This is a genomic window from Cyanobium sp. Cruz CV13-4-11, from assembly GCF_024346055.1.
GTDB lineage: Bacteria > Cyanobacteriota > Cyanobacteriia > PCC-6307 > Cyanobiaceae > Cyanobium.
Genome location: NZ_JAGQCH010000005.1, coordinates 61,635 through 85,596 on the forward strand (window position 1 = coordinate 61,635; position 23,962 = coordinate 85,596).

Consider the following 23,962-nt stretch of genomic DNA (forward strand, 5'->3'; position numbering starts at 1 on the left):
ACCGCTCAGTCCTTCGATCCCAGGCCGAAGCTGCTGTTCAGCGCCGGCTCCACTTCACGGTGGGGACGGGCGATGATGTGGGCGGCCACCAGGCCGTCGCCCACCCGCTCGCAGGCGTCGGCGCCGGCGCGGACGGCGGCGTTGACGGCACCGGTTTCACCCCGCACCAGGACGGTCACGTAGCCGCCTCCGACGAATTCGCGACCAATGAGGCGCACTTCGGCGGCTTTGGTCATGGCGTCAGCCGCTTCGATGGCGGGGACCAGACCGCGTGTCTCGATCATGCCGAGGGCGATGCCCATGGTTTCGTTTGCCATTACCTGCTCCTGGAGGAGGGGGGTGGAATGTTCGTGTGCAACCTTGCTCCTCCGTCAAACCCTCCGTCAAGCGATTGGCAGCCCTGCGGCCATCATGGTTTCGCGATTGGCTGATAAGGGCAGCTGATCAGTGCGACACAAAAAGCAAACTTTGCTTGATCGCTGCTGCCGCCTCGGCCGCTGCGGCGCCGCCTGCCGCGTTCAGAGGGGCTCGGCGCTCGAGACGAAGCCCACGCCGCCGTAGCGCTTCAGCAGGGGGCGCAGGGCCTTGCCCACGGCGTCCAGCACGGCGTCCTCCACGAACACGATCACGTGGGCATTGGCCCCCAGCCCGCTGAAATCCATCCCCTCCGAGATCTCCCCGGACGGCCCCATGCCCGTGACGTGCCGCATCACTGAATAGCCCTTGGCCCCGGCCGCGGTGATGGCCTTGCAGACGCGGTTCAACTCCCGTTCGCTGAGAAACAGATCGATTCGCTTCATGGTGTCGGGGCGAAGGTTCGGCGACGGGATGGCAGACGGCCTGCGTTCAGCCGACGGGGATGAAGTGTCGGGTCAGCGCCATGTACAGGGGAATCCCGACAACCACATTGAAGGGGAAGGTGAGGCCCAGGGCCGTGGAGATGTAGAGGCTCGGGTTGGCCTGGGGAACGGTCATACGCATCGCCGCCGGCACGGCGATGTAGGAGGCGCTGGCGCAGAGCACCATGAACAGCAGGGTGTTCCCCTGGCTCAGGCCCAGCAGGGCACTCACCAGCAGCCCCAACAGGGCATGCACGGGGGGGGCCAGCAGGGAGAAGCCGATCAGGAAGGCCCCTGTCTGGCGCAGGTCCCGCAGCCTCTGCGCCGCCACGATGCCCATGTCGAGCAGGAAGAAGCAGAGGGCGCCGTAGAACAGTTTTTCGGTGAAGGGATCCATCTTTTCCAGCCCCGCCGGGCTGAAGGCGGCCACCACATAGCCAATCACCAGGCTGCCGATCAACAGGTACACGGAACCGTTGAGAAAGGCCTCCTGGAGAACTTCCCGCCAGCGCAGACTGCCACTGCCCTCCTGATCCCCGCCGTTCTCTTGATCCCTGACGGACTCCGCATCTTCGGCAGGGGCCGAGAGCTTGGCCAGGATCACCCCCACCACGATCGCCGGCGATTCCATCAGGGCCAGGGCCGCCACCATGAAGCCGTCGAAGTTCACCTCGAGAACATTGAGGAAGCTCTCGGCGGTGATGAAGGTGACGGCACTGATGGAGCCGTAGGAGGCGGCGATGGCGGCGGCGTTGTAGCCATCCAGCCGCAGCCGCAGCAGCAGGAAGCTCGTGAGGGGCACCAGCAACGACATCACCACCGCCGCCCCGATCGTCAGCAACACCTGCGGGCCGAGGCCGCTGTGGGCCAGTTCCATGCCCCCTTTGAAGCCGATCGCCAGCAGGAGGTAAAGGGAGAAGAGCTTTGGCAGCGGTGAGGGGATCTCCAGGTCGGAGCCGACCAGAACACCGAGGATGCCCAGGAAGAAGAACAGCACCGGCGCTGAGAGCAGGTTCTGTAGGACCAGGCTCGACTGCATTGCCCTCCGGGGCCCAAAGGGTGGAGGCAACCTAGGGGCGATTCCGGCTGGCGAACGTCACCGGTCGCGCAATGTTGCCCGCCGTTTCGTCCGATCGGTGGCGAATTCCCTATCCTCCGCCCGGGGCAGGAACCCTGGAGTTCTCCGGGGGTGGAATGTTCAACCCGTCCTGCCCCACCCCTTCAGCGACCTCCCTACCCCGCTGCACCACAATGGGGCCCCCCGTGGGCCCGGTTTGTCCCTCTCCCCTTCCCGCCCGGTGCTGGTGATCGCCAGCGGCAACCCCCACAAGGTGGCCGAGATCACGGCCATGCTCGAGGGTGTAGGTCCGGAGGTGGCTCTGGAGGTGCGGCAGCAGCCCAAGGGCCTGGAGATCGAGGAGACGGGCCTCACCTATGTGGAGAATGCGCGCCTGAAGGCCTCCACCGTGGCCTCCCTCACGGGCTGCTGGTCGCTGGCCGATGATTCGGGCCTGGAGGTAGATGCCCTCGATGGCCGCCCGGGTCTGCATTCGGCCCGCTATGCCCCCACCGACCACGAGAAGATTCACCGGCTGCTGCACGAGCTGGGGCCCACGCCCTATCGCAGCGCCAGTTTCAACAGCGCCATGGCCCTGGCCGATCCCAGCGGTACCACGGTGCTCGAGGCCGAGGGGATCTGCCGCGGCGAGATCCTTACCGCGCCCCAGGGCCATGGCGGCGGCTACGACCCGATCTTCTGGGTGCGGGAGGCGGGCCTGAGCTACGCCGAGCTCCCCGAGCACCTGCGCCATAAGCTGGGTAGCCGCGGCAAGGCGGCGCGGACGATGGCCCCCGGGCTCAGGCACTGGCTGGGGGTGGCCTGACGCCCCATTTGTGTTAAAGCATTACCCCTAGCATGGGCGTCGGTCTGTGGTTCAGGGGCGTCGCTGGTTGGGTCTGCGGCTTATGCCGCGCATAGCTGGCGGCATCGGCAAACTGCGCCGGGTTCTGCTGCGGCCTGATGCCATCCTCTGGCTGTTGCTGGCCTGCCTGTTGCTGCTGCCCGTGGTGGGGCTCAACGCGATCTCGAGCGCCACCATCAGCCAGATGCAGTTGCAGGCCCGGGAGGTCTCGACGCTGGCGTCGGGCATCCGCGCCTACTACGCCGACAATGTGATCGCCCGCCTGCAGGCCGCTGACGGCCAGGCGGTGTATTCCGAGAAGTACCGCGAGGTGCATGGCGGCATTCCGATTCCTGCCACCCTTTCCATTGAGCTGGGCGCCCTGTTTGACAACGCCCATACCGACGGGCGCATCTCCTATGAGTTCATCTCCGACTATCCCTTTGCCAATCGGGTATCCCGCAGGCTCGATCCCTTTGAGGGGCAGGCACTGGAGGCCTTCCGCAGCGACCCTGGCCTGAAGACCGTCACCAAGCTGGAAGGCAATGGCCTGGGGCGCTCCTCCTACCGCCTGGCCACCCCGGTGCTGATGCGTCAGGCCTGTGTGACCTGCCACAACGCCCATCCCGATTCGCCGAAGCGCGACTGGAAGCCGGGCGATGTGCGCGGCATCCAGGCGGTGACGGTGCGCGGCCTGCGCGTGGACGGCTTCGGCAACCTCGGTTACTTGTTGGGCTACGTGGGGCTGCTGGGCGTGATCTCCGTCGGGGCGACAGGCGTCTTTCGGCATCAGAGCCTGCAGTTGAACAAGACGAACCGGCGGCTGGTGGAGGCCAATGCCCGCGAGTCGACGCTCTCGGCCCGCATGGCCGACCAAGTGCAGGAGCTCTCCATCTTCGGCACGGTCGTTGACCATTCCGTGGTGGGAATCGCCGTGGCCGACATGCGCCAGCCCGACAATCCGCTGGTGTACGTGAACCAGGCCTTCACGGCGATCACGGGCTATTCCAGGGCGCTGACCATCGGCTTCAACTGCCGCTTCCTGCAGGGCCCCGATACGGACCCCAAGGAGTTGGAGCGCCTTCGTCAGGCCATCCGCTCCGGGGCTCCCTACAGCGGTGAATTGATCAACTACCGCCAGGACGGCAGCCGCTTCTGGAATCGCCTCACGCTGACGCCGGTGGGTGGCTCCAGCCGTGAGCAACCGGATTTCTATGTGGCCAATCAGGTGGATATCACCCGCCTCAAGGAGGAGGCCGGTGTGCCGCTGCGGGAGCTGCGTGCCCTGGAGGGAGAACTCCAGACGGCTGAGCAGGCCCTGAGCGATGCTGCCCGCTTCGGTGACGCCCTGCAGCGCCAGATGGAGGCCGCGGGTGATCTCGCCTCCCTGCAGATGGAGGCGTTCCTGCGTTCGCAGCAGCAGGCCCTTGGTCAGCTCACCGAGGTGTTCGAGCGCATTGCCCAGCTGCTGCGAGAGCATCGCGACGCCGGATGAAGGAGACGCGATCCCTGCACCGCCGAATGTCCAGCCAGCTGCTGCGCCTGCTGTTCGGCTACTGGCTGGGGGCCACGCTGCTGCTCACCCTGCTGCTCTCGTTGATCGACGTGTTGGAGCGTCACCGCGAGGTGATCCGCGCCGGTGAGCAGGCCAGCGAGGTCGTGGCCAGCTCCATGGCGGTGGTGATGCCGCCCGCTCTGCGCCAGAGCCTGGTGGAGGCCTATGGCAAAACCTCCGGGAGCAGGGGTGCCGATGACCTGAATCTGCTGCTGGTGCTGGATGGGGAGGGGCGCGTTGCGTACAGCTCCAGGCCTGCCTGGCGGACGCTGCCCATTGGCGATCCGGTGTTCTCCTTTCCCGAAACCAGCGATCCTGAATTCCGCGCGGTTGTCGACTGCTTTCGGCTGAATCGTGACGACTGCGGCCTGTTGCGATCCAGCAACATCAGGCTCGCCACCGACAGCCTGACGGTCATCAGGTCCGTGGAGATGGCGTCGCAGGATCTGGGCCTTCCCCGCCAACGCTTCCTGGTGGTGGTGAATTTCGACGCCGGCCTCATCTGGGTCCATCTGCTGGAGGACGTGCTGGTCTGGCTGCTGGTGTCGATGCTGTTCGCCACCCTGCTGGCGGGATTCTGCTGGCTGACCATCGCCATGCGGCTGCTGCCGCGGATGGCCGAGGAGGCCCAGACGGATGGCCTCACCGGATTGAGCAACCGCAACCACTTCATGGAGCAGGCCATCACCCTGCTGGCCGCTGCCGAGGAGAGCCATGGCTCCTATGTGTTCGCCATCCTCGATATCGACCACTTCAAGCGCATCAACGACACCTATGGCCACGGCTGTGGCGACGCGGCCCTGGTGGCCGTTGCCGGCGTGCTCAAGGCGGTGACCCGCCCCGAAGATCTGGTGTGTCGCTTCGGCGGCGAGGAGTTCGCCCTGCTGATCCCCGCCCCTAAGGAGGCCGGTCGCAGGGCGATGGAGCGGCTGCGGATTCAGCTGGAGACCAGTTCCGTGCTCTATGGCGGTCATCGCCTGTCGATCACGGCCAGCATCGGCGCCTTGGCCACAGCCGATAGCGGCTACAACATCGACTATCTCTATACCGTGGCGGACCGCGCCCTCTACCAGGCCAAGCAGGAGGGCCGCAACCGGGTTGTGTGGTTCGGCGGTGAGTCGATCTCGCTCCTGAGGCTGTCGCCATGACGGGGATGCAGGAACCCGCGATTCCGGCCGATGAGCACGCCAGGTTGCTGGACCTCTACAGCCTGGGCGTCCTCGATACGGGTGCGGACGCCCGCTTCGATGACATCAGCGAGTTGGCGCGGCGCATCGCCGGCACGGAGATCGCCATCATCAGCCTGGTGGATGCCAACCGCCAGTGGTTCAAGAGCTGCGTGGGTGTGCCCCTGGCCCAGGAGGAGACGCCGCGCCGCATCTCCTTCTGCGGCCACACGATCCTGCAGCGCGATCCGATGATCGTGGATGACTGTCTGGAGGATCCCCGCTTCGCCGGCAATCCCCTGGTGAGCGGTGAGCCCCATATCCGCTTCTATGCCGGCTTTCCGCTGATCACCACCAGGAGCTTCGCGGTGGGGAGTCTGTGTGTGATCAGCCGCGAGCCGCACCAGCTCGATCAGCAGCAGATCGACAGCCTCACGCGGCTGACCCTGCTCACCGTAGGCCTGCTGGAGGGAAGACCCGACGCCGGCCGTCCGGCCGGCCGCACGCTGGGCCAGGAACCGAAGCGCCGGGGTGAGGCTTCCCCCAGGCGCCTGAGCTCCCTGGAGCGCCTGATCAGTCGCGATCAGATGGTGCAGAGGCTGGATCTGCTGTTCACGATGGATGTCGGCGCCCCCTTCGCCGTGATGCGCTGCCGCTTCCGCGATTACGAGCGGATCAACGCCACCCTGGGCGGCAGGGTGGCCGAAGACTTCATCAATGAAGCGGCACGGAGGATGTTCGCAGCCCTCCCCAGGGCCGCCACCATCGCCCGCTTTGCCGATGCCGAACTGGTGGTGTTGCTGCCCTTCCAGCAGGATCAGCCCGCCGTGGAGCAGCTGGCGGAACGGGTGATCGCCTTCAGCGGCCAGCCCTATCGCAGCGGCTCCCAGGCCCTGTCGATGGGGGTGGCCATCGGCCTTGCCATCTGCCGCCAGAACGATCAGAACGCCGAGACGATTCTGGCTGATACCAGCATGGCGCTGCGGATGGCGAGCCGCCGCACGGCCAGTGCCTGCTGCCTGATCGATGCGGAGGCCCGCGTGGCTGCCCAGCAGATCTATCGGCTGGAATCGGATTTCCGCGATGCCGTGGCCCGCAAGCTGCTGGTGCCCTACCTGCAGCCGATCGTGGACCTCGCCAGCAGCGAAACCGTGGGCTTTGAGGCCCTGGCGCGCTGGCCCCAGAACGGCGAGGTGCTGCAGCCGAGCCACTTCCTGCCGCTGGCCCTCGAGACCGGCCTGACCGGCGAACTCGACCTGCTGATCCTGGAGAAGGCCCTGGCGGCGCTGCCGTTGCTGGCCCAGCCGATTCCGCGCCAGGAGATGACGATGAGCGCCAATCTCTCCGGCACGCTGCTGGAGGATCCCCAGCTGCGCGAACGGCTGCTCAACCTCATTGACGAGACGCCGATTCCGCCGGGCTGGACCCTGCAGGTGGAGCTTGTGGAGGACATCTTTCAATACACGGATGCGGCCTTTGATCAGTTCCTTGATGCCCTGGCGCACCGCGGCGTGAGGATTGCCCTGGACGACTTCGGCACCGGCTATTCCTCGCTGGCCCGACTGCTCTCCCTGCCGATTCAGATCGTCAAGGTCGATCAGACCTTCGTGACCCGCCTCAGTGGACAGCAGGATTCACCCCGCACCCTGCTGCGCACCATGCTCACGATGGTGCAGGATCTGGGGCTGGCGACGATCGCCGAGGGCGTCGACTGTGGCGACCAGCGTGACTGGCTGCTGCAGAACGGTGTGGCCAAGGCCCAGGGCTACCTGTTCTCCCCGCCGGTCTCGGTTTCCGAGGCGATTGAACAGCTGCAGCGGCAGGAGTTCCGTCCCCCGGCGATTCCCGTGGAAGCCAGTCGCCTGCGGGCCCTGCGCCGCCGTCTGCCGGGGCGTTCCTGGGCCGCTGATCTGCTGGGGCGTTTCAGGCGCCGGCGCCGGCGTTGATCTGGGCCACGGCGCGCATGGCGGCGGCGGCGGCCTCCTCCACATCGCCCTCCTTGCCCGCCAGGGTGAGGCGGCCGAAGGCACCGACGGCCTTGACGTCGACCACGGTGATGTTGGAGCCCTTCTCCGCCTCATTGGCGGCGATCAGCACGTAGCCGGCCGGCTCGGTCTCGAGGATGAACATGCTCATGCCGGCCTGGATCATCGAACCGCGGCGGTTCTGGCGGTTGATCAGCACGGCATGGTCGGGGGTGATCGCCCGGATGATCTCGGTCCAGGTCACCTCACAGCGGCTGCGCAGCTCCACCCGGCTGCCGATGGCCTCCAGCACCACGTCACCGGAGTGGAGCACATTGCTCTGGTCCCGGTGGTAGAGGGCCAGGGAGCCGAAGGCCCGCTCCACCACCATCTGGCCGAGCCGCACCGTGCTGGCCTTCAGGGCAATGTCGGTGACCCGGTGCACCGCCATGCCCGGGGACACCTCCAGCCAGAGGCAGGCATCGCCGGGAATCGGCAGGAAGCCATGGGACACCGTGCCCATGTAGGACGCCAGCTGGGGCTGGAGCGAATCCAGGAAGACGTAGGTGCGCAGCTCGATCGACTGCACGTGGCTCGACTGGCGCGCCAGGCGCCTGCCCTCGCTGTCGGTGGTGATCACGCAGCTGGCCCCGGAGGCCTCGCCGCTCACATCGGTGCCGGTGATGCGGAGGTTCGCCGTCCTTCTCCTGGCGTCCGACCGGTCGTCGCGAAGGAAGGAACGGGCAGCCTGCGAATCCATCACGGCGCCAGGCGCCAACTCCCGGAAAGGACGATCGTCTCGATCACCGGGGGGTGAAGCACCGGGATCCCTGGTTGCCACCGATGGCAGTCCAGGACTGGAGGGTACTCCCCCCCGGGGCGGCAGCGGCCTAATGACTGCTCAGGGCAAGGGCATCGGCGGCGCGCACCCGGTCGCCGGCGTCGTGGCCGAAGCTGTCGATGACCTGCTTGCCATGGTCGGAATCCAGTTCGATCAGGGAGTCGCTGGCGGGCAGCTTCCCCTCCTCCAGGGTTCGACGGTTGGCCAGGCCCGTGTGTGGATCGCAGAGGGCAGTGGTGTTGCGGGCGGCCACCTCGTGGGTCTCCCGTCGCTGGGGGTGTCGAAAGACCTCAGCCAGCCGGGGCAGGGCGGCGCAAATGTCGGGGGCGGAGTGGTGACAGACGAGCCAGCGGATGGCGCCCAGATCGATGTTGGCGCGGAGTTTGGCGAGGGTGCCTTGGTTGGTGAACGGCGAACCCGGATCGATCAGCACGCCGTCCGAACCGTTGGCAATGACAGAGGTGTGGCACTGGAAATGGTCACTCGCCAGACGCACTCCAACCCACCACACACCGGGGGCGATTTCTATGGGCTCTTCCCGTGATGCCGTCGCGTCGAACCGGGGGTACGCAGCGGAATGGTCGCGGGGCCGATGGAGAGAACGCTCCATGGGGACGGGGTAGAGGCACTGCGCGCTGGCACGGAAATGTGCGCGTAGAGCAGGGACTTCCATCCTGCGTTGATTCTGCTTGAGGCGGGCTTCAGAGCCCAGAGACCTTGCGAGACCGATGGCAACCGATACCTTCCGGTACAACCTTCCCAGGCGCGACCATGACCAGCCGGCGCACCGCTTCCGCCCCTTCCGCCACCAGCGAATCCCCAGCCGCTGGGGTGTCGGGCGAGACCCATCCCCTGCGCCCCTCCCTCGACCAGGACACCGTGTCGGAATGGCTCACCCGGGCGCTGGATGAGGGGGTGCGGCCGGAGCAGGCCCTCGCCTTCATCGGCCTGGGTCTGATGCGGCGCATGGGCAGTGTCGGCGCCGACGGCTTCGGTGACTGGAAGGAGTCCGGGGAAGCGGACCACCCGGTCGATCTGACCGGCCTGCGCCAGCGGCTCGAGATCACCGACCTGGCCATCCGCACCGGCGCCCCCCTGACCACCGCGGAGGTGGCCCAGCTGATGGGGGCCCGGCCGGGGGCAGCGCTTGTGGAACGCGGTGGGCTCAGGGCCCGCCGGCTGGGGCGCAACGTCTGGAAGCTCAGCCGCAGCGCCGATGGCGATCGCGACGAGCGCAGCGCCGGTTTCGGTGAGGGTTTCCGCCGCCGCCTCTGAGCGCGGGAATCCGCACACGATCCCGAAAAGATGTAACGCAGTCGGGCGCGGACCCCGTCCGCCCCGCTAACCCATGGAAGCTCGATACCTGGCGATCGCCTCCATGGGTGTGTCCGCTCCACCGATTCAGCCTTCTCCCCCGGACATCCTCAAGGAGAGTGGCCAGCGGGAAGTGTTCTGCGGCCTCACGTCCATCGTCTGGCTGCACCGCCGCATGCCCGACGCCTTCTTCCTGGTGGTGGGATCGCGCACCTGCGCCCACCTGATCCAGTCGGCGGCCGGGGTGATGATCTTCGCCGAACCCCGTTTCGGCACGGCGATCCTGGGCGAACGGGACCTGGCGGGCCTGGCCGATGCCAACGAGGAACTCGACCGGCTGGTGAAGGATCTGCTGGAACGCCGGCCCGAGATCCGCACCCTCTTCCTGGTGGGCTCCTGCCCCAGTGAGGTGATCAAGCTCGACCTGGCCAAGGCGGCCGAACGGCTCAACACCCAGCTCCTCGGACGGGTGCGGGTGCTGAACTACTCCGGCAGCGGCATCGAGACCACCTTCACCCAGGGGGAGGACAACGCCCTGCTGGCCATGCTCCCCCTGCTGCCCTCCTCCGATGAGGAGCAGCTGCTGATCGTGGGCACCCTGGCCGATGCGGTGGAGGATCGCTTCCGGCTGATCTTCGAGCGGCTGGGCATCACCACGGTCCGCAGCCTGCCGCCGCGGCGCTCCACCGAGCTGCCCCCCGTCGGCAAGGGGACACGGGTGCTGCTCGCCCAGCCCTTCCTCAGCGCCACCGCCCGGGCCCTGCAGCACCGGGGCGCCACCCTGCTGAGCGCCCCCTATCCCTTCGGCGTCCAGGGCAGCCGCGACTGGATGGCCGCCGCGGCCACCGCCTTCGGCGTGCCCACCGACCGCTTCAATGCGGTGCTCGACCCCCTGGTGGAGCGGGGGCGCCGCGCCCTGGAGCCCCACCGGGAGGTGCTCGCCGGCAAGCGGCTGTTCCTGCTGCCCGATTCCCAGATGGAGATTCCCCTGGCCCGCTTTCTGTCCCGCGAATGCGGCATGGAGCTGGTGGAGGTGGGCACCCCCTACCTGGATCGCCAGCTGATGGCCGCCGACCTGGCCCTGCTCCCCCCCGACACCCAGCTCAGCGAGGGCCAGGACGTCGACCTGCAGCTGGAGCGGGTGCGGGCCGCCCGCCCCGACCTGGTGCTCTGCGGCCTGGGGCTGGCCAATCCCCTCGAGGCCGAAGGCATCGCCACCAAGTGGTCGATCGAACTGGTGTTCAGCCCGATCCACGGCTGCGACCAGGCCGGGGAACTGGCCGAACTCTTTGCCCGCCCCCTGCGGCGCCGGGCCCTGCTGCAGCTCTCCTGAGATCCCCATGGAACTGACCCTCTGGACTTACGAAGGCCCCCCCCACGTCGGGGCCATGCGCATCGCCACCTCCATGGAGGGGGTGCATTACGTGCTCCATGCCCCCCAGGGCGACACCTACGCCGACCTGCTGTTCACGATGATCGAGCGGCGGGGCCTGCGTCCTCCCGTCACCTACACCACGTTCCAGGCCAGGGATCTGGGCGGTGACACCGCCGAGCTGGTGCAGCGCTCGATCCGCCAGGCCGTCGAGCGCTTCCAGCCCGAAGCATTGCTGGTGGGGGAAAGCTGCACCGCCGAATTGATCCAGGACCAGCCCGGCGCCCTGGCCGCCGGCATGAACCTGGGGGTGCCGATGGTGAACCTGGAGTTGCCGGCCTATTCCAAGAAGGAGAACTGGGGAGCGGCCGAAACCTTCTACCAGCTGGTCCGCACCCTGCTCAAGAGCCAGCTGCCTGCCCCTGGTACCGCCAAGCCCTCCCCGTCCCGCTGGCGCGACGAGGGCCGCCGGCCGAGGGTCAACCTGCTGGGTCCCAGCCTGCTCGGCTTCCGCTGCCGCGACGACGTGCTGGAGATCACCCGGCTGCTGGCCGAGCACGGCATCGATGTGGCGGTGGTGGCGCCCCTGGGGGCCCGGCCCGCCGATCTGCTGCGCATCCCCACGGCCGATGCCAACGTCTGCCTCTACCCGGAGGTGGCGGGGCCGGTGTGCAGCTGGCTGGAGCGAAGCTTCGGCACCCCGGTGGTGCGCACGGTGCCAATCGGCATCGGCGCCACCGCCGCCTTCCTGCGGGAGCTGCACGGCGTGCTCGACCTGGCGCTGCCGGCCGAGCTGCAGGAGGTGGAGGGGCAGCCGAGCGAGGCCGAGCGCCGCTCCCGGCTGCCCTGGTACTCCAGGTCGGTGGATTCCACCTACCTCACCGGCAAGCGGGTGTTCATCTTCGCCGATGCCACCCACGCCATCGCCGCCGCCCGGATCGCCTCCAAGGAACTGGGCTTCCAGGTGGTGGGTCTGGGCAGCTACAGCCGTGAGCAGGCCAGGGAGGTGCGGGCCGCGGCCGCCGAGCTGGGCCTGGAGGCCCTGATCACCGACGACTACCTGGTGGTGGAGAAGGCCATGGGCGAGGCGGCGGCCGAGCTGGTGCTCGGCACCCAGATGGAACGGCACAGCGCCAAGCGGCTGGGCCTGCCCTGTGCGGTGATCAGCGCCCCCCTGCATGTTCAGGACGTGCCGGCCCGTTACTCCCCCCAGATGGGCTGGGAGGGGGCCAACGTGATCTTCGACTCCTGGGTGCACCCGCTGATGATGGGCCTGGAGGAGCACCTGATCGGGATGTTCCGCCACGACTTCGAGTTCGTCGACGGCCACCGCAGCCACCTGGGCGACGGCGCACCGGCGGCGGCCTCGGGCGCCGACCACGAGGGCCCCACAGCAACGGCCCCGACTCCGACGCCGGCCAGAGCCTCGGCTTCCGTTGGCGCCACCGCCGCCCCGGCCCCGGGCACCACCACGGCCGCCGCCGCCGTGCGGGAGGCGCTCGAAAGCCTCTGGACGGCCGACGGGGAGGCGGAACTCGCCAAGATCCCCTTCTTCGTGCGGGGCAAAGTGCGTAAGAACACCGAAGCCTTTGCCCGTGAGCGGGGCCTGGAGAGGATCGATGCCGAAGCCCTCTACGACGCCAAGGCCCACTTCAGCCGTTGAGGGCCTCTCTGGCGATGTTTCGGTTTGCGTGATCCCCCGACAGCCGGGATCCGAAATGAGCAGGCTGTTTCCTTACGAGTGATCCGCCGGTGCGCCGGCTTCCCCTTGTTCTTCCTATGACCACCACACTCACGTCTCCTTCGAGCACCACTGCCAACCCCCGCGAAGACGGCGAGGGCAGCCTGCAGGTGCATCAGGACGACTCGATGAACATCGAGGAGGGGGCCCTGGTGATCGCCGTCTACGGCAAGGGCGGTATCGGCAAGTCCACCACCTCCTCAAATCTGTCCGCCGCCTTCTCCAAGCTGGGCAAGCGGGTGCTGCAGATCGGCTGTGACCCCAAGCACGATTCCACCTTCACCCTCACCAAGAAGATGGTGCCGACGGTGATCGACATCCTCGAGACCGTCGACTTCCACACCGAGGAGCTGAGGCCCGAGGACTTCGTCTTCGAGGGCTACAACGGCGTGATGTGTGTGGAATCGGGTGGCCCTCCGGCCGGCACCGGCTGCGGTGGCTACGTGACCGGCCAGACGGTCAAGCTGCTCAAGGAGCACCACCTGCTGGAGGACACCGATGTGGTGATCTTCGATGTGCTGGGTGACGTGGTCTGCGGCGGCTTCGCGGCGCCGCTCCAGCACGCGCACTACTGCCTGATCGTGACCGCCAACGATTTCGATTCGATCTTCGCCATGAATCGGATCATGCAGGCCATCAATGCCAAGGCCAAGAACTACAAGGTGCGCCTGGGTGGGGTGATCGCCAACCGCTCGGAACAGACCGACGAGATCGACAAGTTCAACGAGCGCACGGGCCTGCGCACCATGGCCCATTTCAAGACCGTCGATGCGATCCGCAAATCACGGCTCAAGAAGTGCACCATCTTCGAGATGGAGAGCACACCGGAAGTGGAGGCCGTGCAGCAGGAGTACCTGAGCCTGGCCCGCAAGATGCTCACCGACGTGGAGCCTCTGGAGGCCGAATCGCTCAAGGATCGGGAGATCTTCGACCTGCTGGGATTTGATTGAGTCTGTGGCCTGGTGCTGACCCGGCCAGGATTGACCTGCAGGTGGGTGGCTAAGGTCAGGCCCTACGCCACCGAAGAATGATCCCTGAGTTGCTGCTGTTCACGGCAGTGCTGAGTGTGGATTCGTTCTCGGCGGCCATTGCCCTGGGATTCCGGCACTTCTCCTGGCGACGGGCGTTGTTCTTTGCCCTCAGTTCGGGCCTGTCGGAGGGGCTGGCCACGGCGATCGGTTTTCTGCTGGGCCGCATCGCCCGCAAGCTGATCATGGATGTCGACCACTGGGTGGCCTTTGCACTGCTGGTGGCCGTGGGGGCCCACATGTGCTGGGCGGCCTACCGGGAACAACACGACGGGGAGGGGCAGGAACAGGAGCTGAGAGTGCACGGACCCCTGCGCATTCTGTTTGTCTCCGCCATCACCAGTATTGATTCCCTGGGAGTTGGTGTATCGCTGGGCATTGTGAACAAGCCCATTGGCCTCTACTCCACGGCCATCGGTGTGGGAGCCTTCGTTTCCACCTACCTGGGCCTGTTCCTGGCCCGCAGGCTCTCCGGGCATCTGGGCAGCAAGGTGGAAATGCTGGCCGGTCTGGTGTTGATCGCTCTGGGGTTCAAGATGCTGTCGATCTAGAAGCTGTGTGCGGACAGCACAGCGCCACCCGCTGCCACCTTCAGATTTCCGCGGCGGCCCGCTCCACCAGCCGGCGGGCCACCGCCTGAACCCCCGTGTGCTGGTAAGTGTCGGTGAAGGCATCAAGGAAGGTGGCCATCTGCTGGAAGCTCCCTTGCCAGGGGCCCAGGGTGTTCTCCAGGGCCTGCACGGCCTTCTGGCCGGTGAGGCCCAGCTGGCTGCTGAACCCGCCGGCCCAGCCCAGCCACTGGTCCACGCCGCGGCGCAGAAAGCTCAGGTGGGCCCCATCGCCCCGTCCCGGCAGCATGGAGGCCATCCCGGCGTAGGCGGGCAGCTGGTGCAGGTCCCGCTGGCTGACGCCCCCCAGCAGGCCATCCAGCCGCTGCAGGGCCTGGTCGCCCAGGGGCAACAGGGCATCGAAGCAGATCAGGGCCGCCATCCTCACCCGGGCCTCGCCGGCGTACTCGCCCAGGGAGGCGGCGAAATCGCCGAAGCTGTCACCGGGCAGGCCGTTCACCTGGGTGAAGGCCAGCATCTCGGCGGCCACCTTCAGACTCAGATCCGCCGCCTGCAGGGTCTCGCTGGTGGGGGTGAGGTCGGCAACCCGTTTCACCAAGGGCAGGGCGCCGCCGACATTGGCCAGCAGCCGCAGCCCACCGGCAGCCTTCTGGGAGCGGTTGACGGCGTCATACAGGCTCAGGGCACGGCCATAGCCTTCGTGGCGGGCCCGGCTCAAGGCGTCGGCCCGCTCACGCACCTGGCGGATCAGCTCCGGATCGCTGCTGCCCAGCACGTCGGCGATCAGGCCGTCGGCGCTGGTGATGTTCTTCCAGCCGCCGGGCACCAGGGTGCTGAGGCCCTTGATGGCAAGCACCGTCAGGTTGCGGCGGGGCAGGCGATCGAGGCGCTCGAGAACGGAGCTCATGACGCGGGCTCCATCGCCGCAACGCGCTCAAGGCTCTGGCGTCCGGCGGAGTCTTGGCCGCTGGGCAGGGCCGCCCGCGGCCCGCTGGGCAGGGCCGGCTGCAGCGCCGCCAGGCCCCTGAGGTTGAACCGGCCGATCAGTTCCTGACGCTGCTCGGCCTCCAGCCCGTCGCCCTGGCCGATCACCTTGACCTGGAAGCGGTCGGCCACCAGCAGGGCCGTGGCCTGCGGACCCTGCTCCACCAGCGGCCAGCCCTGCAGCCGGCTCTGGCTGGTCTCAAACTTCTTGCGTGCCTCAGGCGCAGTGGTCACATCGGAGATGGCGAGCAGGGCCTTCACCTGGCCGTCATGCTTGAGCCGGGCCTCACTGAAGCCGCGCTTCTCCTGGGTGAACACCAGCTGGTCACCGTTGTCCGGCTCGGGAAACAGACGGTTGAACGCCGTGCCGTTCACCACCTGGCTGAGCGGCACATCCGCCACCGTTCCGCCCGGCAGCCAGGAGCGGAACGGCAGCAGCAGGAAGGCACCGATCGACAGGCTGACGACCAGCAGCAGTCCCACTCCCCAGCGCAGCGTGCGGGCCATCGACTCCGGGGGTGGTACTGGATGATTTTTAGCGGCTCCAGCACGCCCTACGTCTGAATCCGCAAACTCCGACGCAATGGCGTCGGCCCGCTGATCGCCTCAGGCGAGTCCCACGAGCTGCAGGGACAGGTCCCACATCCGCTGGGCGGTGACCGGGTTGCTCGCTTTCTCGGAGAGCTCCTGGCTGAACTGCTTGCCCCCCTTCGTCTGGCGGTTCCCCCAGCTCCAGTGCACGCCGGAGACGGCGAAGTCCGGATCCGCCGCCACCTGGGCCACCCGCTCGCCCGCCAGGGCCTGGCTCACGTAGCCGCCGGTGATGTTCTTCTGGAACCAGGGGAAGATGGTCTGGAAGGCCCGCGGGGTGTGGCGGAACAGGGGGGTGTCGGCCACGCAGCCCGGGTAGAGGGAGGTGAACACGATCCCGGTGCTGTCATGCAGCCGGCGGTGCAGCTCCTGGGTGGTGATCATGTTGCAGAGCTTGCTGTCCTTGTAGGCCTTGCCGGGCTTGAAGCTCTTGCCGTTGGCCATGGCGATCGGGGCCTTGAAGCCGGCGGCGAAGCCGGAGAGATCGCCCAGGTCGGCGGGGGCGGGGATGGGGATCTTGCCCCCCAGCTCCTTGGAGTTGGCGGTGACGGTGCCCAGGATCACGAGCCGACGCGAGGGGTGGCTGGAGCGCTTGAGGTCGTCGAGCAGCAGGTGGATCAGCAGGAAATGGCCGAAGTGGTTGGTGGCCATCGAGATCTCGTAGCCCTGGGGAGAGCGTTCCGGATGCTTCAGCCGCGGCAGGTAGACCGCCGCATTGCAGACCAGGGCATCAAGGGGGCGGCCGGTGGCATGGAAGGCGTCGACGAGGGCGCGTATACCGTCGAGATCCGCCAGATCCACCTTCAGGTGGGTCACCGCGTCATCGGCAATGGCCAGGGCGGCCTGGGCGCGGCGGGCCTTGTCGGTGTCCCTGCAGGCCATCACCACGTGCCAGCCGCGATCCACCAGGGCCTTGGCGGCGAACAGACCAACACCGGAGGAGGCGCCGGTGATCAGGGCCGTTCCGGGAACGCCGCTGCGGGCGGGAGAAAGGGCGGGGTCACCGGAGGGGGTCACCATGGCGGGGATGGACCGGGGGCGAAGGGGGCCCCAACCTACGGACGGGCGCCCTGGTTTCCGGAACCGGAGGCGGGGGCGTCAACAGTTGGAAACGGACGGTTCGACTGCCAGATCACCCGCAGGCGGTTCGGGGCGATCCACTGGCTCTGCTCCCGGATCAGGCGCTGCTCGCCTTCCACCATGAACAGGGCATCGAAGCGTTCCCTGGCCTTGACCAGCTTGGCGTTCTCGATCTCCAGAACCGCCGAGATCTCCCCCTGGCTCTCCATGCGCTGCTGGTAGGCGCCGGCAAGCTGGAACAGGCTCACGCCGGTGAGGCCGATGAGCCCCAGCTTCACCGCCAGCCCGATCAGGCTGCAGACCAGTTCCTGGCGCTCGGCGGACAGGGAGAGCAACTGGCTTTCCATGCCATACCCCCCGGCTTCGGAGGGGGCATGGGGCGACGGCACAGAGGGAACGGCGCTGGCGGCTGGACGCCAGGGGAGCGGAGCGACCGGGCCTTCCGCGGCCGCACGCAGAGCCGAGGAACGGCGCGAGCGACCGGTGGAGCGGCTTGCAGCGGAAGACTGGCGCCGGGAGGGCTGGGGCTGGGTCTGGCGCACCTGAGGAAAGGCTGCGAGCCCTTCGCTTGTAGCAGCCGGTACGCCCCTTGCCAAGGGCACAGCCCCTGCAGCTTCAGGCTTTGTAGAGGCTGAAGCAGAGACGCACGGCCAGCACGCCGGCATGGGCCGCCACGACGAGGGTAATCAGCACTTCGGCCTGGTTGATCGGGGTGACCATATCCGTGACGGTGGATGGAGTTTGACCGACCCATTCTTCGGCCATCGCGAGCTACGGTCCAGCCTCAGACCTTGCCCTGTCACAGCTCTTGATGGCGCCCCCACCCTGCTCCGACCCTCTGAAGGTGTCCGCCGACCAGGTGCGCGGGCTCGATCTCTCCCCCCTGGTGGGCCTGGCGTCCCTGGCACCCGCCGCAGTGCTCACCGCCGCCAGCGGACTGCAGATCGATTTCGACTGGCCCAGGGAGGCGGAGGATCCCCGCGAGCTCTCGGAGATCGCCGAACTGCGGCTGTGGAGTCTGCGGGCCGATGCGCTCCATCCCTGGCTGCCCCTGGTGCTGGAGCGCAGCGGCGGTCAGCTCACCCGCCATGTGGCGATGCTGCTCCCCCATGGCTTCAGTCCCACCGAGGGGATCCGCTTCGCCCCCGAGAGCCTGGAGCTCTGGATCACCCAGCGCCTGTTCCTGCTCGACCACTGGGCGGCCGCGGGGGGCATCGAGTGCCGCGCCAACCTGGGCCAGATGGCCGCCGTCCTCGGCTACGAGCTCGATCCCGGTTTCTGGAGCGTGATCCCCTGAGCTTCGAACCACAGGCCCACGGCGCGGCGGCCGCTGTCCAGGGCCAGCACCAGGGTGATGGCCCGCAGCATCCACACCAGCCGCTCCTCCCGGACCTGCTCGAGTCGGCTGGCGGACCACTGGGCGGCCATGGCCGCGGTGCCCCCCAGCACCAGAGCCACCAGGGGATTGGCCCGGCCGTCGGCCAGAAAGGCCAGCGAGGCGCTGCAGGAGGAGGCCAGCACCGCGACGGTGCTGTACCGGATCGCCCCGTGGACGGGCATCCCCAGCCCCGCCACCATCACCGGCACCATCACCAGGCCGCCGCCCACCCCCAGCAGGCCGGCGGCCACCCCCGCCAGGGCCCCCACCAGGGCCAGGGCAAGGGGATGGGGCTGCCGCTCCCGCGCCGGGGCCAGCTGGCTGCGGGGTTTGACCAGCCCCGTGAGCAGCGCATAGAGCGCCGCCTGCAGGCTCAGCAGCTGCCAGCCGGCGAGGCCCTGGCCCAGGTGGCTGAACAGCCCTGCACTGAGGGCGGCACCGGCCGCGATGGCCACCCCCCCGGGCCAGGTGAGCCTGCCGCTGCGCACATGGGCGACCGTGCCACCGAGGGTGGTGGGCACGATCGCCAGGGTGCTGGTGGCCAGGGCCTGGTGGGGCGTCAGGCCCAGCAGCAGCAGCAGGGGGGAGAAGATCAGCCCGCCGCCGATGCCCAGCAACCCGGAGAGCAGGCCCGCCACCAGTCCGAGGGGCAGCAGGGGCAGCAGACTCCAGATCAGGGACGTTGTCATGGGCTGGGCGGGCAAACGTCATGACAACGCAGGCCTTCCCCTCCGACCAGCCGGCGGCGCCGGTTCGCTGGATCGCGCCCTGCCTCCGCGAGGGGGCCTGGCAGATGGCCATCGACGCCTGGTTGCTGGAGGGGCCAGGGGCCGTGAACCCCGCGTCCTTGGTGGGTCCTGCGCCGGCCTTCCGTCTCTACCGCTGGTCGCGTCCGACCCTCTCCCTGGGCTGGCACCAGCGGCGCCTGGAGCCCCACTGGAGCGATCTGGTTCGCCAGGGGCGCCTCTCGCTGGTGCGCCGGCCCAGTGGCGGCCGGGCCGTGCTCCACGGCGGCGATCTGACCTATGCCCTGGTCTGGCCCCGGCCCCAGGGATCCCGTGCCGAGGTCTACGGCCGCGCCCTTGCCTGGCTCATTGAAGCGTTCGCGGCCATGGGCGAGCCGCTGCGAAGCGGCAGCCAGGCGGCCAGCCTGCAGCGCAGCAGCTGCTTCGCCACCAGCACCGCCGCCGATCTGGTGCACGCCAATGGGGCCAAGCGGGTGGGCAGTGCCCAGCTGTGGCGCGGCGGCCATCTGCTGCAGCACGGTTCGATCCAGCTGGACCCCTGCCCCGTCCTCTGGCGCGAGGTGTTCGGCGGCGCCGCTCCGAAGCTCGATCCCCTGCCCCTGGCCGGAGAGCCGCTGGAACAGCACCTGTACCGATCGGCGGCCCGCTGGCTGCCCCTGCTGGCGGGCAGCGTCGCTGAGGGGGGGCCTGGAGGCGCCGCTCAAGCCAATCCCATGCCAGACGCCTCGCCCCTCAGTCCCGCGGCGCTCGCCCTGATCGCCCGGGGCCTGGGCCGTTATCGGGCGACCTTGTCGGTGAGCGGCGACACGTCGCCCGAGCTGACCATGCCGCGGGCCACCTGACCCAGGGCCATGCCGAGGGGGTAGCCGTTCTCGCGCCGGGCCACCGACAGGAGATTGGCGGGCAGGCGCAGGCCCAGCTTCTTCAGCACAGCGTCACCCAGCTCGGGGCGCTCCACGGTGCCGCAGGGCAGACCGGCGGGACTCAGCACCAGCAGCCGCTGGTGGTTGCCGTCATCGAGCTGGAGGGCGGCCTGCCACAGCGGGGCGGACTCCGGGATGGCGGGCAGGCTGGAGAGGGGCTGGAGATGGTCGCCCACCCGCTCCCTGTCCCAGCACTGCACCGGCAGGGTCTGCAGGGGGGCGTCGTCGATGACCCCCTGCCAGCGGCCCCGGTCGCAGACGAGCAGCCATTCCGCGGGGCCATTGGCGTCCTTGTCGGCTGGTGCGGCCCCTTCACCGGCCTCCGCGATCGGTGGGGCGGTGCCGAGACGGATCCGGCTCAGCTCCCGCAGGCTGGTGTCGGCCTCGAGCACCCGGAAGCGGCGCTGGGCCACATCCCTGACCTTGAGATCCTTGAGGGCCTGCTGGACGACCAGCATCTGCTTCTGGTTGCGGGCCGCCCCCAGGCCGAACCAGCCCAGCAGGATCAGCCAGGCCCCGCCGATGACGCCGCCCCGAAGCAGCAGCACCGTTCCCATCCCCACGGCGAACAGGGACAGGAACCGGCCGCAGGCATTGGCCACCTCCACACCCCGCCGCTGGCTGCCGGAAAACTCCCAGACCAGGGCCTTGACGATCAGACCCCCATCCAGGGGCAGTCCGGGCAGCAGGTTGAACAGCCCCAGGACCAGGTTGAGGGCGCCGAGCCGCTCCACCACCTGGCCGAGGACGGGGGTGAGGTGGCTGGCGGCATGGGTGGTCGCCAGCAGGCCGATGCCCAGCACCAGGCTCACCGCCGGTCCGGCCGCCGCCACCATCAGGGCACCGCGGGCGGTGGCGCATTCGCGCTCCACACTGGCCACCCCCCCCAGCAGGAAGAGGGTGATCGATTTCACCTTCACCCCCTGCTGCAGCGCCACCAGGGAATGGCCCAGCTCGTGCAGCAGCACGGAAACAAACAGGGCCAGGGAGGTGACCAGGGCCACGGCCCAGAGCGCCGCCGGCGAGAGCTGGCCGCGCAGGCTGAGGGCGTACTGCTGCTGGAACCCCAGGGTGGCCAGCAACAGGATCACGAACCAGCTCGGATGGATGCGCAGGGGAATGCCGCGGATCGTCAGCAATTGCCAGCCTTCACCCACGGGCACCGTCCGGGCAGTGATCCGGCCGTGGCCGGAATTATCGCGCCCATCCTAGAAAGGCAGCCCGGCCGACCTGGTTCTGATTTCCTCTCCGCTGCTGAAGGTCTGTGGGCTCAGGGAGCCGGCCCAAGCCACCGCCATCGCGGCTTTGGGGGTGGATGCGATCGGGGTCATCGCCGTTCCCAGCTCGCCCCGCTTCGTGCCGGCGGCACAACGCCCTGCGTTGTTCGCGGCCATGGCCGCCGGCGCTGCCGATTGCTTCGGTGTGCTGGTGGTGGCCGATCCCAGCGACGATCAGCTGGAGGAGCTCGGCCCGTGCCGGGGCCATGCGGTGGTCCAGCTGCATGGCAGTGAAACTGTGGAGCGCTGCCGCGAGCTGGCCCAGCTACTGGGTGGTGTGCGGCTCTGGAAGGCCCTGCGGGTGCGCTCCCCCGAGGATCTGGAGACGGCGACCGCCTACGCCGGTGTGGTGGAGGCCCTGTTGCTCGATGCCTGGCAACCGGGCCAGCTGGGGGGCACCGGGCACCGGATCCCCATCGCCTGGCTGGAGGGTTTCCGCCCGGCCTTCCCCTGGTGGCTGGCCGGCGGCGTCGGCCCCGAGACGGTGGCCGAGCTGCTGGACCGCCTGCAGCCCGACGGTCTGGATGCCTCCAGTGCCCTCGAGGATCGCCCCGGCGTCAAGAACCTGGCCCGGGTCGCGGCCCTGCTGGCGGCGATGCGTGGATCCACCACCGGTTGATTGGCGTTTGGCGCTGCCGGGTGCAGGATCGGTGCAGTCCGACATCTGGATCCCGTTGACCTTCCTTCGTCGCACCCTCAGCGTTCGTGCCGCCCTGCCCCTCGGCCTGCTTCTGCTGCTGGGGCCAGGGGCCGGCTCCAAAGCCCAGGACCTGGTGGGCTGCCAGCTGGTCCAGGGGACGCTGCAATGCGTCCCGGGAATCACGGCCGATCCCCAGCAGCAGATCCAGCTGTTGCGCCAGGAGATCGCCGGGGATCAGCAGATCGAAGGTGCGGTGGAGCAGCGGATCACCGGACTCAACCGGCTGTTGCTGCAGGGGGAAGCCCGTCAGGGGGCGCTGCTGCAGGCCATGGCCACGGCGGATGTTCTGGCCGCCCTGCCCCCCAGTGCATTCCACTGGTATCGCCTGGCCCCCGGCCGTCGCAACTGGCAGCTCATCCAAGGGGCCAGCGGCCCCAACTATGCCTTGACGCCGGCTGACGTGGCGTACCAGGTGATGGTGGTGGTGGCCGTTCCCACCGCCTCCGGCAGCCAACGCAGTGTCTCCCAGGTGGTGGGGCCGGTGATGGCCCGACCCGGATCCTGAACGCCGCTCAGCCGCTCAATTGCCGAGCAGCGACTCCTGCTGACGCACGAGCTCGAAGAACTCCTGCTTGAGGCTGGGGTCGTGGCGGAAATCACCGCGAACGACCGAATTCACCATGCTGGTCTGGGGTTCCTTCACCCCGCGCCATTTCATGCAGTAGTGCTGGGCTTTGACAAGGATCGCAAGGCCGAGGGGCTCGCAGAGCCGTTCGATCTCATCGGCTAAGATGATCACGGCCTCCTCCTGGATGTGGGGCCGTGAGAACACCCAGTCGGCCACCCGGGAGAACTTCGACAGACCGATCACCCGTTCACCGGGTTTGATCCCGATCCAGCAGTTGCCGAGGATCGGCACCAGGTGGTGGGAACAGGCGGAACGGATGGAGATGGGCCCCACCGTGTAGATCTCATCGAGCTGCTTCACGTTGGGGAAGCTGGCGATCTTGGGTTGCTCGTGGTAGCGCCCCTTGAAGACCTCGTGGAGGTACATCTTGGCCACCCGTTCGGCCGTCTCCTCGGTGTTGTGGTCGTTCTCAATATCGATCACCAGACTGCGCAGCAGTTCGCGCACCTTGCCGGCGACCTCAATCTCCAACTGGTCGAGCTCACCCTCGCGCAGATGCTCCGAGATGTTGTCGTTGGCCAGAAACGGCACACCTTCCTTCTGCAGTCGCTCGCGGATCCGCAGGCTGACGGGAATTGGAGTCGTGACGGAAGCGGCCTGACGGGCGCTGAGGCCGCTGGGGAGGGTGGATGTCATAAGGGGGGTTAGAAGGCTCCGGCGGCTGGCATCAGGGTGAGGTCCTCAACCGTCTGGCTGTGGGGCTGCCGCGCAAGGTAAAGCAGGGAATCAGCCACCTGCTCTGCGCAAAGCATGGCACGTCGGTCGAAGGAGCTGTGGACGGTTTCACTGTCCCAGAGAGGTGTATTCACCGCCCCCAGGGTGAGGGTGCTCACCGCGATGCCGGCGGCCCGTTCCTCGGCCTCAAGGCAGCGGCTGAAGGAGGCCAGGGCGGCCTTGCTGACGCAGTAAGCGCCCCAGTCCGGGAAGGCATTCCTGGCGGCATGGCTGCTGACGTTGATGATCCGTCCGCCTCCGGCCTGGCGCAGGCCGGGCAGCACCGCCAGGCAGACCTGGAAGACGCTGGTGAGATTGAGCTGCAGGAGCCACTGCCAGCGTTCGAGGGGCATGGCCGCCAGGGGGCCGGTCCAGGCGGCACCGGCGTTGTTGATCACCACCGAAGGGCTCAGCCCCCGCCCGAGCAGCTCGGCCATCGCCCCAGGGATGGCCTCCGCCTGAGCCAGGTCGAAGGCCAGGGTTTCGACGCGCCGTCCCAACCGCCGCAGCTCCCCGGCGAGGTCGTCAAGGTCGGCACCGCTGCGGGCCACCAGCAGGAGGTCGTAGCCCTCAGCGGCAAAGCGACGGGCGGCGGCGGCGCCGATGCCGCGGGAGGCACCGGTGATCAGGGCGGCGGTCAACGGACGAATG

General features: G+C 68.1%; 27 protein-coding genes. 13 read left to right on the forward strand and 14 right to left on the reverse strand.

The genetic code is table 11. From position 1 onward, the window contains the following. Positions 1–5 precede the first annotated feature (5 nt). The 3 genes from KBZ12_RS05365 to KBZ12_RS05375 form a co-directional block, all read right to left on the reverse strand. Positions 6–317, reverse strand: coding sequence for a BMC domain-containing protein (locus KBZ12_RS05365; protein ID WP_015107695.1), 312 nt, complete (start codon positions 315–317; stop codon positions 6–8). Between the two features lie 201 nt (positions 318–518). Beyond that, entirely contained in the window at positions 519–800 is a 282-nt protein-coding gene (locus KBZ12_RS05370) for a P-II family nitrogen regulator (protein WP_254956845.1), read from the reverse strand. Positions 801–846: 46 nt separating this feature from the next. After that, positions 847–1,878 (reverse strand): sodium-dependent bicarbonate transport family permease, encoded by a 1,032-nt coding sequence (locus KBZ12_RS05375; protein WP_254956847.1) that lies wholly within the window; start codon positions 1,876–1,878, stop codon positions 847–849. Positions 1,879–2,113: 235 nt separating this feature from the next. Here KBZ12_RS05375 and KBZ12_RS05380 point away from each other — a divergent pair, with 235 nt between their 5' ends. The 4 genes from KBZ12_RS05380 to KBZ12_RS05395 all read left to right on the forward strand — a co-directional run bounded on the left by KBZ12_RS05380 (position 2,114) and on the right by KBZ12_RS05395 (position 7,407). Then, a complete protein-coding gene (locus tag KBZ12_RS05380) occupies positions 2,114–2,722 on the forward strand; it encodes a non-canonical purine NTP pyrophosphatase (protein WP_254956849.1) in 609 nt (202 codons plus the stop codon). 82 nt (positions 2,723–2,804) lie between these two features. After that, entirely contained in the window at positions 2,805–4,235 is a 1,431-nt protein-coding gene (locus KBZ12_RS05385; protein ID WP_254956850.1) for a DUF3365 domain-containing protein, read from the forward strand. 26 nt (positions 4,236–4,261) lie between these two features. Next, positions 4,262–5,443 carry a GGDEF domain-containing protein gene (locus KBZ12_RS05390; RefSeq protein ID WP_254956851.1) on the forward strand — a complete coding sequence of 394 codons (1,182 nt, stop codon included), beginning with the start codon at positions 4,262–4,264 and terminating at the stop codon, positions 5,441–5,443. Beyond that, on the forward strand, positions 5,440–7,407 hold the full coding sequence (locus tag KBZ12_RS05395; RefSeq protein ID WP_254956852.1) for a sensor domain-containing phosphodiesterase: 1,968 nt from the start codon (positions 5,440–5,442) through the stop codon (positions 7,405–7,407). Before KBZ12_RS05390 ends, KBZ12_RS05395 begins: the two co-directional genes overlap by 4 nt. Here KBZ12_RS05395 and KBZ12_RS05400 read toward each other — a convergent pair. Beyond that, positions 7,385–8,185: a BMC domain-containing protein gene (locus KBZ12_RS05400; RefSeq protein WP_254956853.1), complete on the reverse strand. Its 801-nt coding sequence runs from the start codon at positions 8,183–8,185 to the stop codon at positions 7,385–7,387. The genes KBZ12_RS05395 and KBZ12_RS05400 overlap by 23 nt on opposite strands. A 130-nt stretch (positions 8,186–8,315) precedes the next feature. Further along, positions 8,316–8,876 carry a hypothetical protein gene (locus KBZ12_RS05405; protein ID WP_254956854.1) on the reverse strand — a complete coding sequence of 187 codons (561 nt, stop codon included), beginning with the start codon at positions 8,874–8,876 and terminating at the stop codon, positions 8,316–8,318. A gap of 161 nt (positions 8,877–9,037) precedes the next feature. Between KBZ12_RS05405 and KBZ12_RS05410 the strand changes: the two genes are divergently transcribed. The 5 genes from KBZ12_RS05410 (at position 9,038) to KBZ12_RS05430 (ending at position 14,272) form a co-directional block, all read left to right on the forward strand. Continuing rightward, positions 9,038–9,541: a hypothetical protein gene (locus tag KBZ12_RS05410; RefSeq protein ID WP_254956855.1), complete on the forward strand. Its 504-nt coding sequence runs from the start codon at positions 9,038–9,040 to the stop codon at positions 9,539–9,541. A gap of 103 nt (positions 9,542–9,644) precedes the next feature. Beyond that, positions 9,645–10,913, forward strand: coding sequence for a ferredoxin:protochlorophyllide reductase (ATP-dependent) subunit N (locus KBZ12_RS05415; RefSeq protein WP_254956971.1), 1,269 nt, complete (start codon positions 9,645–9,647; stop codon positions 10,911–10,913). A 7-nt stretch (positions 10,914–10,920) separates the two neighbouring features. Continuing rightward, positions 10,921–12,615: a ferredoxin:protochlorophyllide reductase (ATP-dependent) subunit B gene (locus KBZ12_RS05420; RefSeq protein ID WP_254956856.1), complete on the forward strand. Its 1,695-nt coding sequence runs from the start codon at positions 10,921–10,923 to the stop codon at positions 12,613–12,615. A gap of 116 nt (positions 12,616–12,731) precedes the next feature. Continuing rightward, entirely contained in the window at positions 12,732–13,643 is a 912-nt protein-coding gene (gene bchL, locus KBZ12_RS05425; protein ID WP_254956858.1) for a ferredoxin:protochlorophyllide reductase (ATP-dependent) iron-sulfur ATP-binding protein, read from the forward strand. Positions 13,644–13,720: 77 nt separating this feature from the next. Then, positions 13,721–14,272 carry a manganese efflux pump MntP family protein gene (locus tag KBZ12_RS05430; protein WP_254956859.1) on the forward strand — a complete coding sequence of 184 codons (552 nt, stop codon included), beginning with the start codon at positions 13,721–13,723 and terminating at the stop codon, positions 14,270–14,272. Between the two features lie 40 nt (positions 14,273–14,312). Here KBZ12_RS05430 and KBZ12_RS05435 read toward each other — a convergent pair whose 3' ends face one another. From KBZ12_RS05435 to psaM, 5 genes are all read right to left on the reverse strand, one after another. Then, on the reverse strand, positions 14,313–15,197 hold the full coding sequence (locus KBZ12_RS05435; protein ID WP_254956860.1) for a hypothetical protein: 885 nt from the start codon (positions 15,195–15,197) through the stop codon (positions 14,313–14,315). Continuing rightward, on the reverse strand, positions 15,194–15,781 hold the full coding sequence (locus KBZ12_RS05440; protein WP_254956861.1) for a hypothetical protein: 588 nt from the start codon (positions 15,779–15,781) through the stop codon (positions 15,194–15,196). The genes KBZ12_RS05435 and KBZ12_RS05440 overlap by 4 nt, the downstream gene beginning before the upstream one ends. A gap of 99 nt (positions 15,782–15,880) precedes the next feature. Next, on the reverse strand, positions 15,881–16,885 hold the full coding sequence (locus KBZ12_RS05445) for a protochlorophyllide reductase (protein WP_254956863.1): 1,005 nt from the start codon (positions 16,883–16,885) through the stop codon (positions 15,881–15,883). A 35-nt stretch (positions 16,886–16,920) separates the two neighbouring features. After that, positions 16,921–17,334, reverse strand: coding sequence for a hypothetical protein (locus tag KBZ12_RS05450; protein ID WP_254956865.1), 414 nt, complete (start codon positions 17,332–17,334; stop codon positions 16,921–16,923). Between the two features lie 226 nt (positions 17,335–17,560). Further along, positions 17,561–17,665, reverse strand: coding sequence for a photosystem I reaction center subunit XII (gene psaM / locus KBZ12_RS05455; RefSeq protein ID WP_254956972.1), 105 nt, complete (start codon positions 17,663–17,665; stop codon positions 17,561–17,563). Between the two features lie 91 nt (positions 17,666–17,756). Here psaM and KBZ12_RS05460 point away from each other — a divergent pair, with 91 nt between their 5' ends. Next, on the forward strand, positions 17,757–18,242 hold the full coding sequence (locus KBZ12_RS05460; RefSeq protein WP_254956867.1) for a CRR6 family NdhI maturation factor: 486 nt from the start codon (positions 17,757–17,759) through the stop codon (positions 18,240–18,242). Here the strand turns inward: KBZ12_RS05460 and KBZ12_RS05465 are convergent. Beyond that, positions 18,203–19,012, reverse strand: coding sequence for a sulfite exporter TauE/SafE family protein (locus KBZ12_RS05465; RefSeq protein ID WP_254956868.1), 810 nt, complete (start codon positions 19,010–19,012; stop codon positions 18,203–18,205). The two genes, KBZ12_RS05460 and KBZ12_RS05465, sit on opposite strands and share 40 nt — an antisense overlap. Before the next feature lie 20 nt (positions 19,013–19,032). On the opposite strand from KBZ12_RS05465, the gene KBZ12_RS05470 reads away from it, so the two are divergent. Then, on the forward strand, positions 19,033–19,911 hold the full coding sequence (locus KBZ12_RS05470; RefSeq protein WP_254956869.1) for a lipoyl protein ligase domain-containing protein: 879 nt from the start codon (positions 19,033–19,035) through the stop codon (positions 19,909–19,911). Here KBZ12_RS05470 and KBZ12_RS05475 read toward each other — a convergent pair. Then, positions 19,845–21,149, reverse strand: coding sequence for a site-2 protease family protein (locus KBZ12_RS05475; protein ID WP_254956973.1), 1,305 nt, complete (start codon positions 21,147–21,149; stop codon positions 19,845–19,847). The two genes, KBZ12_RS05470 and KBZ12_RS05475, sit on opposite strands and share 67 nt — an antisense overlap. A gap of 79 nt (positions 21,150–21,228) precedes the next feature. Here KBZ12_RS05475 and KBZ12_RS05480 point away from each other — a divergent pair, with 79 nt between their 5' ends. Both KBZ12_RS05480 and KBZ12_RS05485 read left to right on the forward strand, forming a co-directional pair. Beyond that, positions 21,229–21,888, forward strand: coding sequence for a phosphoribosylanthranilate isomerase (locus tag KBZ12_RS05480; RefSeq protein WP_396100711.1), 660 nt, complete (start codon positions 21,229–21,231; stop codon positions 21,886–21,888). A 55-nt stretch (positions 21,889–21,943) separates the two neighbouring features. Next, positions 21,944–22,474: a hypothetical protein gene (locus KBZ12_RS05485; RefSeq protein ID WP_254956870.1), complete on the forward strand. Its 531-nt coding sequence runs from the start codon at positions 21,944–21,946 to the stop codon at positions 22,472–22,474. Positions 22,475–22,489: 15 nt separating this feature from the next. On the opposite strand, the gene folE is transcribed toward KBZ12_RS05485, so the two are convergent. Beyond that, positions 22,490–23,233, reverse strand: a complete 744-nt coding sequence (gene folE / locus KBZ12_RS05490) for a GTP cyclohydrolase I (protein WP_254956871.1) — start codon at positions 23,231–23,233, stop codon at positions 22,490–22,492. Between the two features lie 8 nt (positions 23,234–23,241). Further along, positions 23,242–23,952 (reverse strand): SDR family oxidoreductase, encoded by a 711-nt coding sequence (locus tag KBZ12_RS05495; protein WP_254956872.1) that lies wholly within the window; start codon positions 23,950–23,952, stop codon positions 23,242–23,244. Positions 23,953–23,962: the final 10 nt, after the last annotated feature.

Coding starts and splice junctions, on each gene's coding strand:
- KBZ12_RS05445 (WP_254956863.1), bottom strand. CDS start 16,885: ATGGTGACCCCCTCCGGTGACCCCGCCCTTTCTCCCGCCCGCAGCGGC.
- KBZ12_RS05460 (WP_254956867.1), top strand. CDS start 17,757: ATGGCGCCCCCACCCTGCTCCGACCCTCTGAAGGTGTCCGCCGACCAG.
- KBZ12_RS05415 (WP_254956971.1), top strand. CDS start 9,645: ATGGGTGTGTCCGCTCCACCGATTCAGCCTTCTCCCCCGGACATCCTC.
- KBZ12_RS05465 (WP_254956868.1), bottom strand. CDS start 19,012: ATGACAACGTCCCTGATCTGGAGTCTGCTGCCCCTGCTGCCCCTCGGA.
- bchL (WP_254956858.1), top strand. CDS start 12,732: ATGACCACCACACTCACGTCTCCTTCGAGCACCACTGCCAACCCCCGC.
- KBZ12_RS05440 (WP_254956861.1), bottom strand. CDS start 15,781: ATGGCCCGCACGCTGCGCTGGGGAGTGGGACTGCTGCTGGTCGTCAGC.
- KBZ12_RS05430 (WP_254956859.1), top strand. CDS start 13,721: ATGATCCCTGAGTTGCTGCTGTTCACGGCAGTGCTGAGTGTGGATTCG.
- KBZ12_RS05435 (WP_254956860.1), bottom strand. CDS start 15,197: ATGAGCTCCGTTCTCGAGCGCCTCGATCGCCTGCCCCGCCGCAACCTG.
- folE (WP_254956871.1), bottom strand. CDS start 23,233: ATGACATCCACCCTCCCCAGCGGCCTCAGCGCCCGTCAGGCCGCTTCC.
- KBZ12_RS05385 (WP_254956850.1), top strand. CDS start 2,805: ATGCCGCGCATAGCTGGCGGCATCGGCAAACTGCGCCGGGTTCTGCTG.
- KBZ12_RS05395 (WP_254956852.1), top strand. CDS start 5,440: ATGACGGGGATGCAGGAACCCGCGATTCCGGCCGATGAGCACGCCAGG.
- KBZ12_RS05420 (WP_254956856.1), top strand. CDS start 10,921: ATGGAACTGACCCTCTGGACTTACGAAGGCCCCCCCCACGTCGGGGCC.
- KBZ12_RS05375 (WP_254956847.1), bottom strand. CDS start 1,878: ATGCAGTCGAGCCTGGTCCTACAGAACCTGCTCTCAGCGCCGGTGCTG.
- KBZ12_RS05365 (WP_015107695.1), bottom strand. CDS start 317: ATGGCAAACGAAACCATGGGCATCGCCCTCGGCATGATCGAGACACGC.
- psaM (WP_254956972.1), bottom strand. CDS start 17,665: ATGGTCACCCCGATCAACCAGGCCGAAGTGCTGATTACCCTCGTCGTG.
- KBZ12_RS05410 (WP_254956855.1), top strand. CDS start 9,038: ATGACCAGCCGGCGCACCGCTTCCGCCCCTTCCGCCACCAGCGAATCC.
- KBZ12_RS05370 (WP_254956845.1), bottom strand. CDS start 800: ATGAAGCGAATCGATCTGTTTCTCAGCGAACGGGAGTTGAACCGCGTC.
- KBZ12_RS05390 (WP_254956851.1), top strand. CDS start 4,262: ATGTCCAGCCAGCTGCTGCGCCTGCTGTTCGGCTACTGGCTGGGGGCC.
- KBZ12_RS05405 (WP_254956854.1), bottom strand. CDS start 8,876: ATGGAGCGTTCTCTCCATCGGCCCCGCGACCATTCCGCTGCGTACCCC.
- KBZ12_RS05470 (WP_254956869.1), top strand. CDS start 19,033: ATGACAACGCAGGCCTTCCCCTCCGACCAGCCGGCGGCGCCGGTTCGC.
- KBZ12_RS05400 (WP_254956853.1), bottom strand. CDS start 8,185: ATGGATTCGCAGGCTGCCCGTTCCTTCCTTCGCGACGACCGGTCGGAC.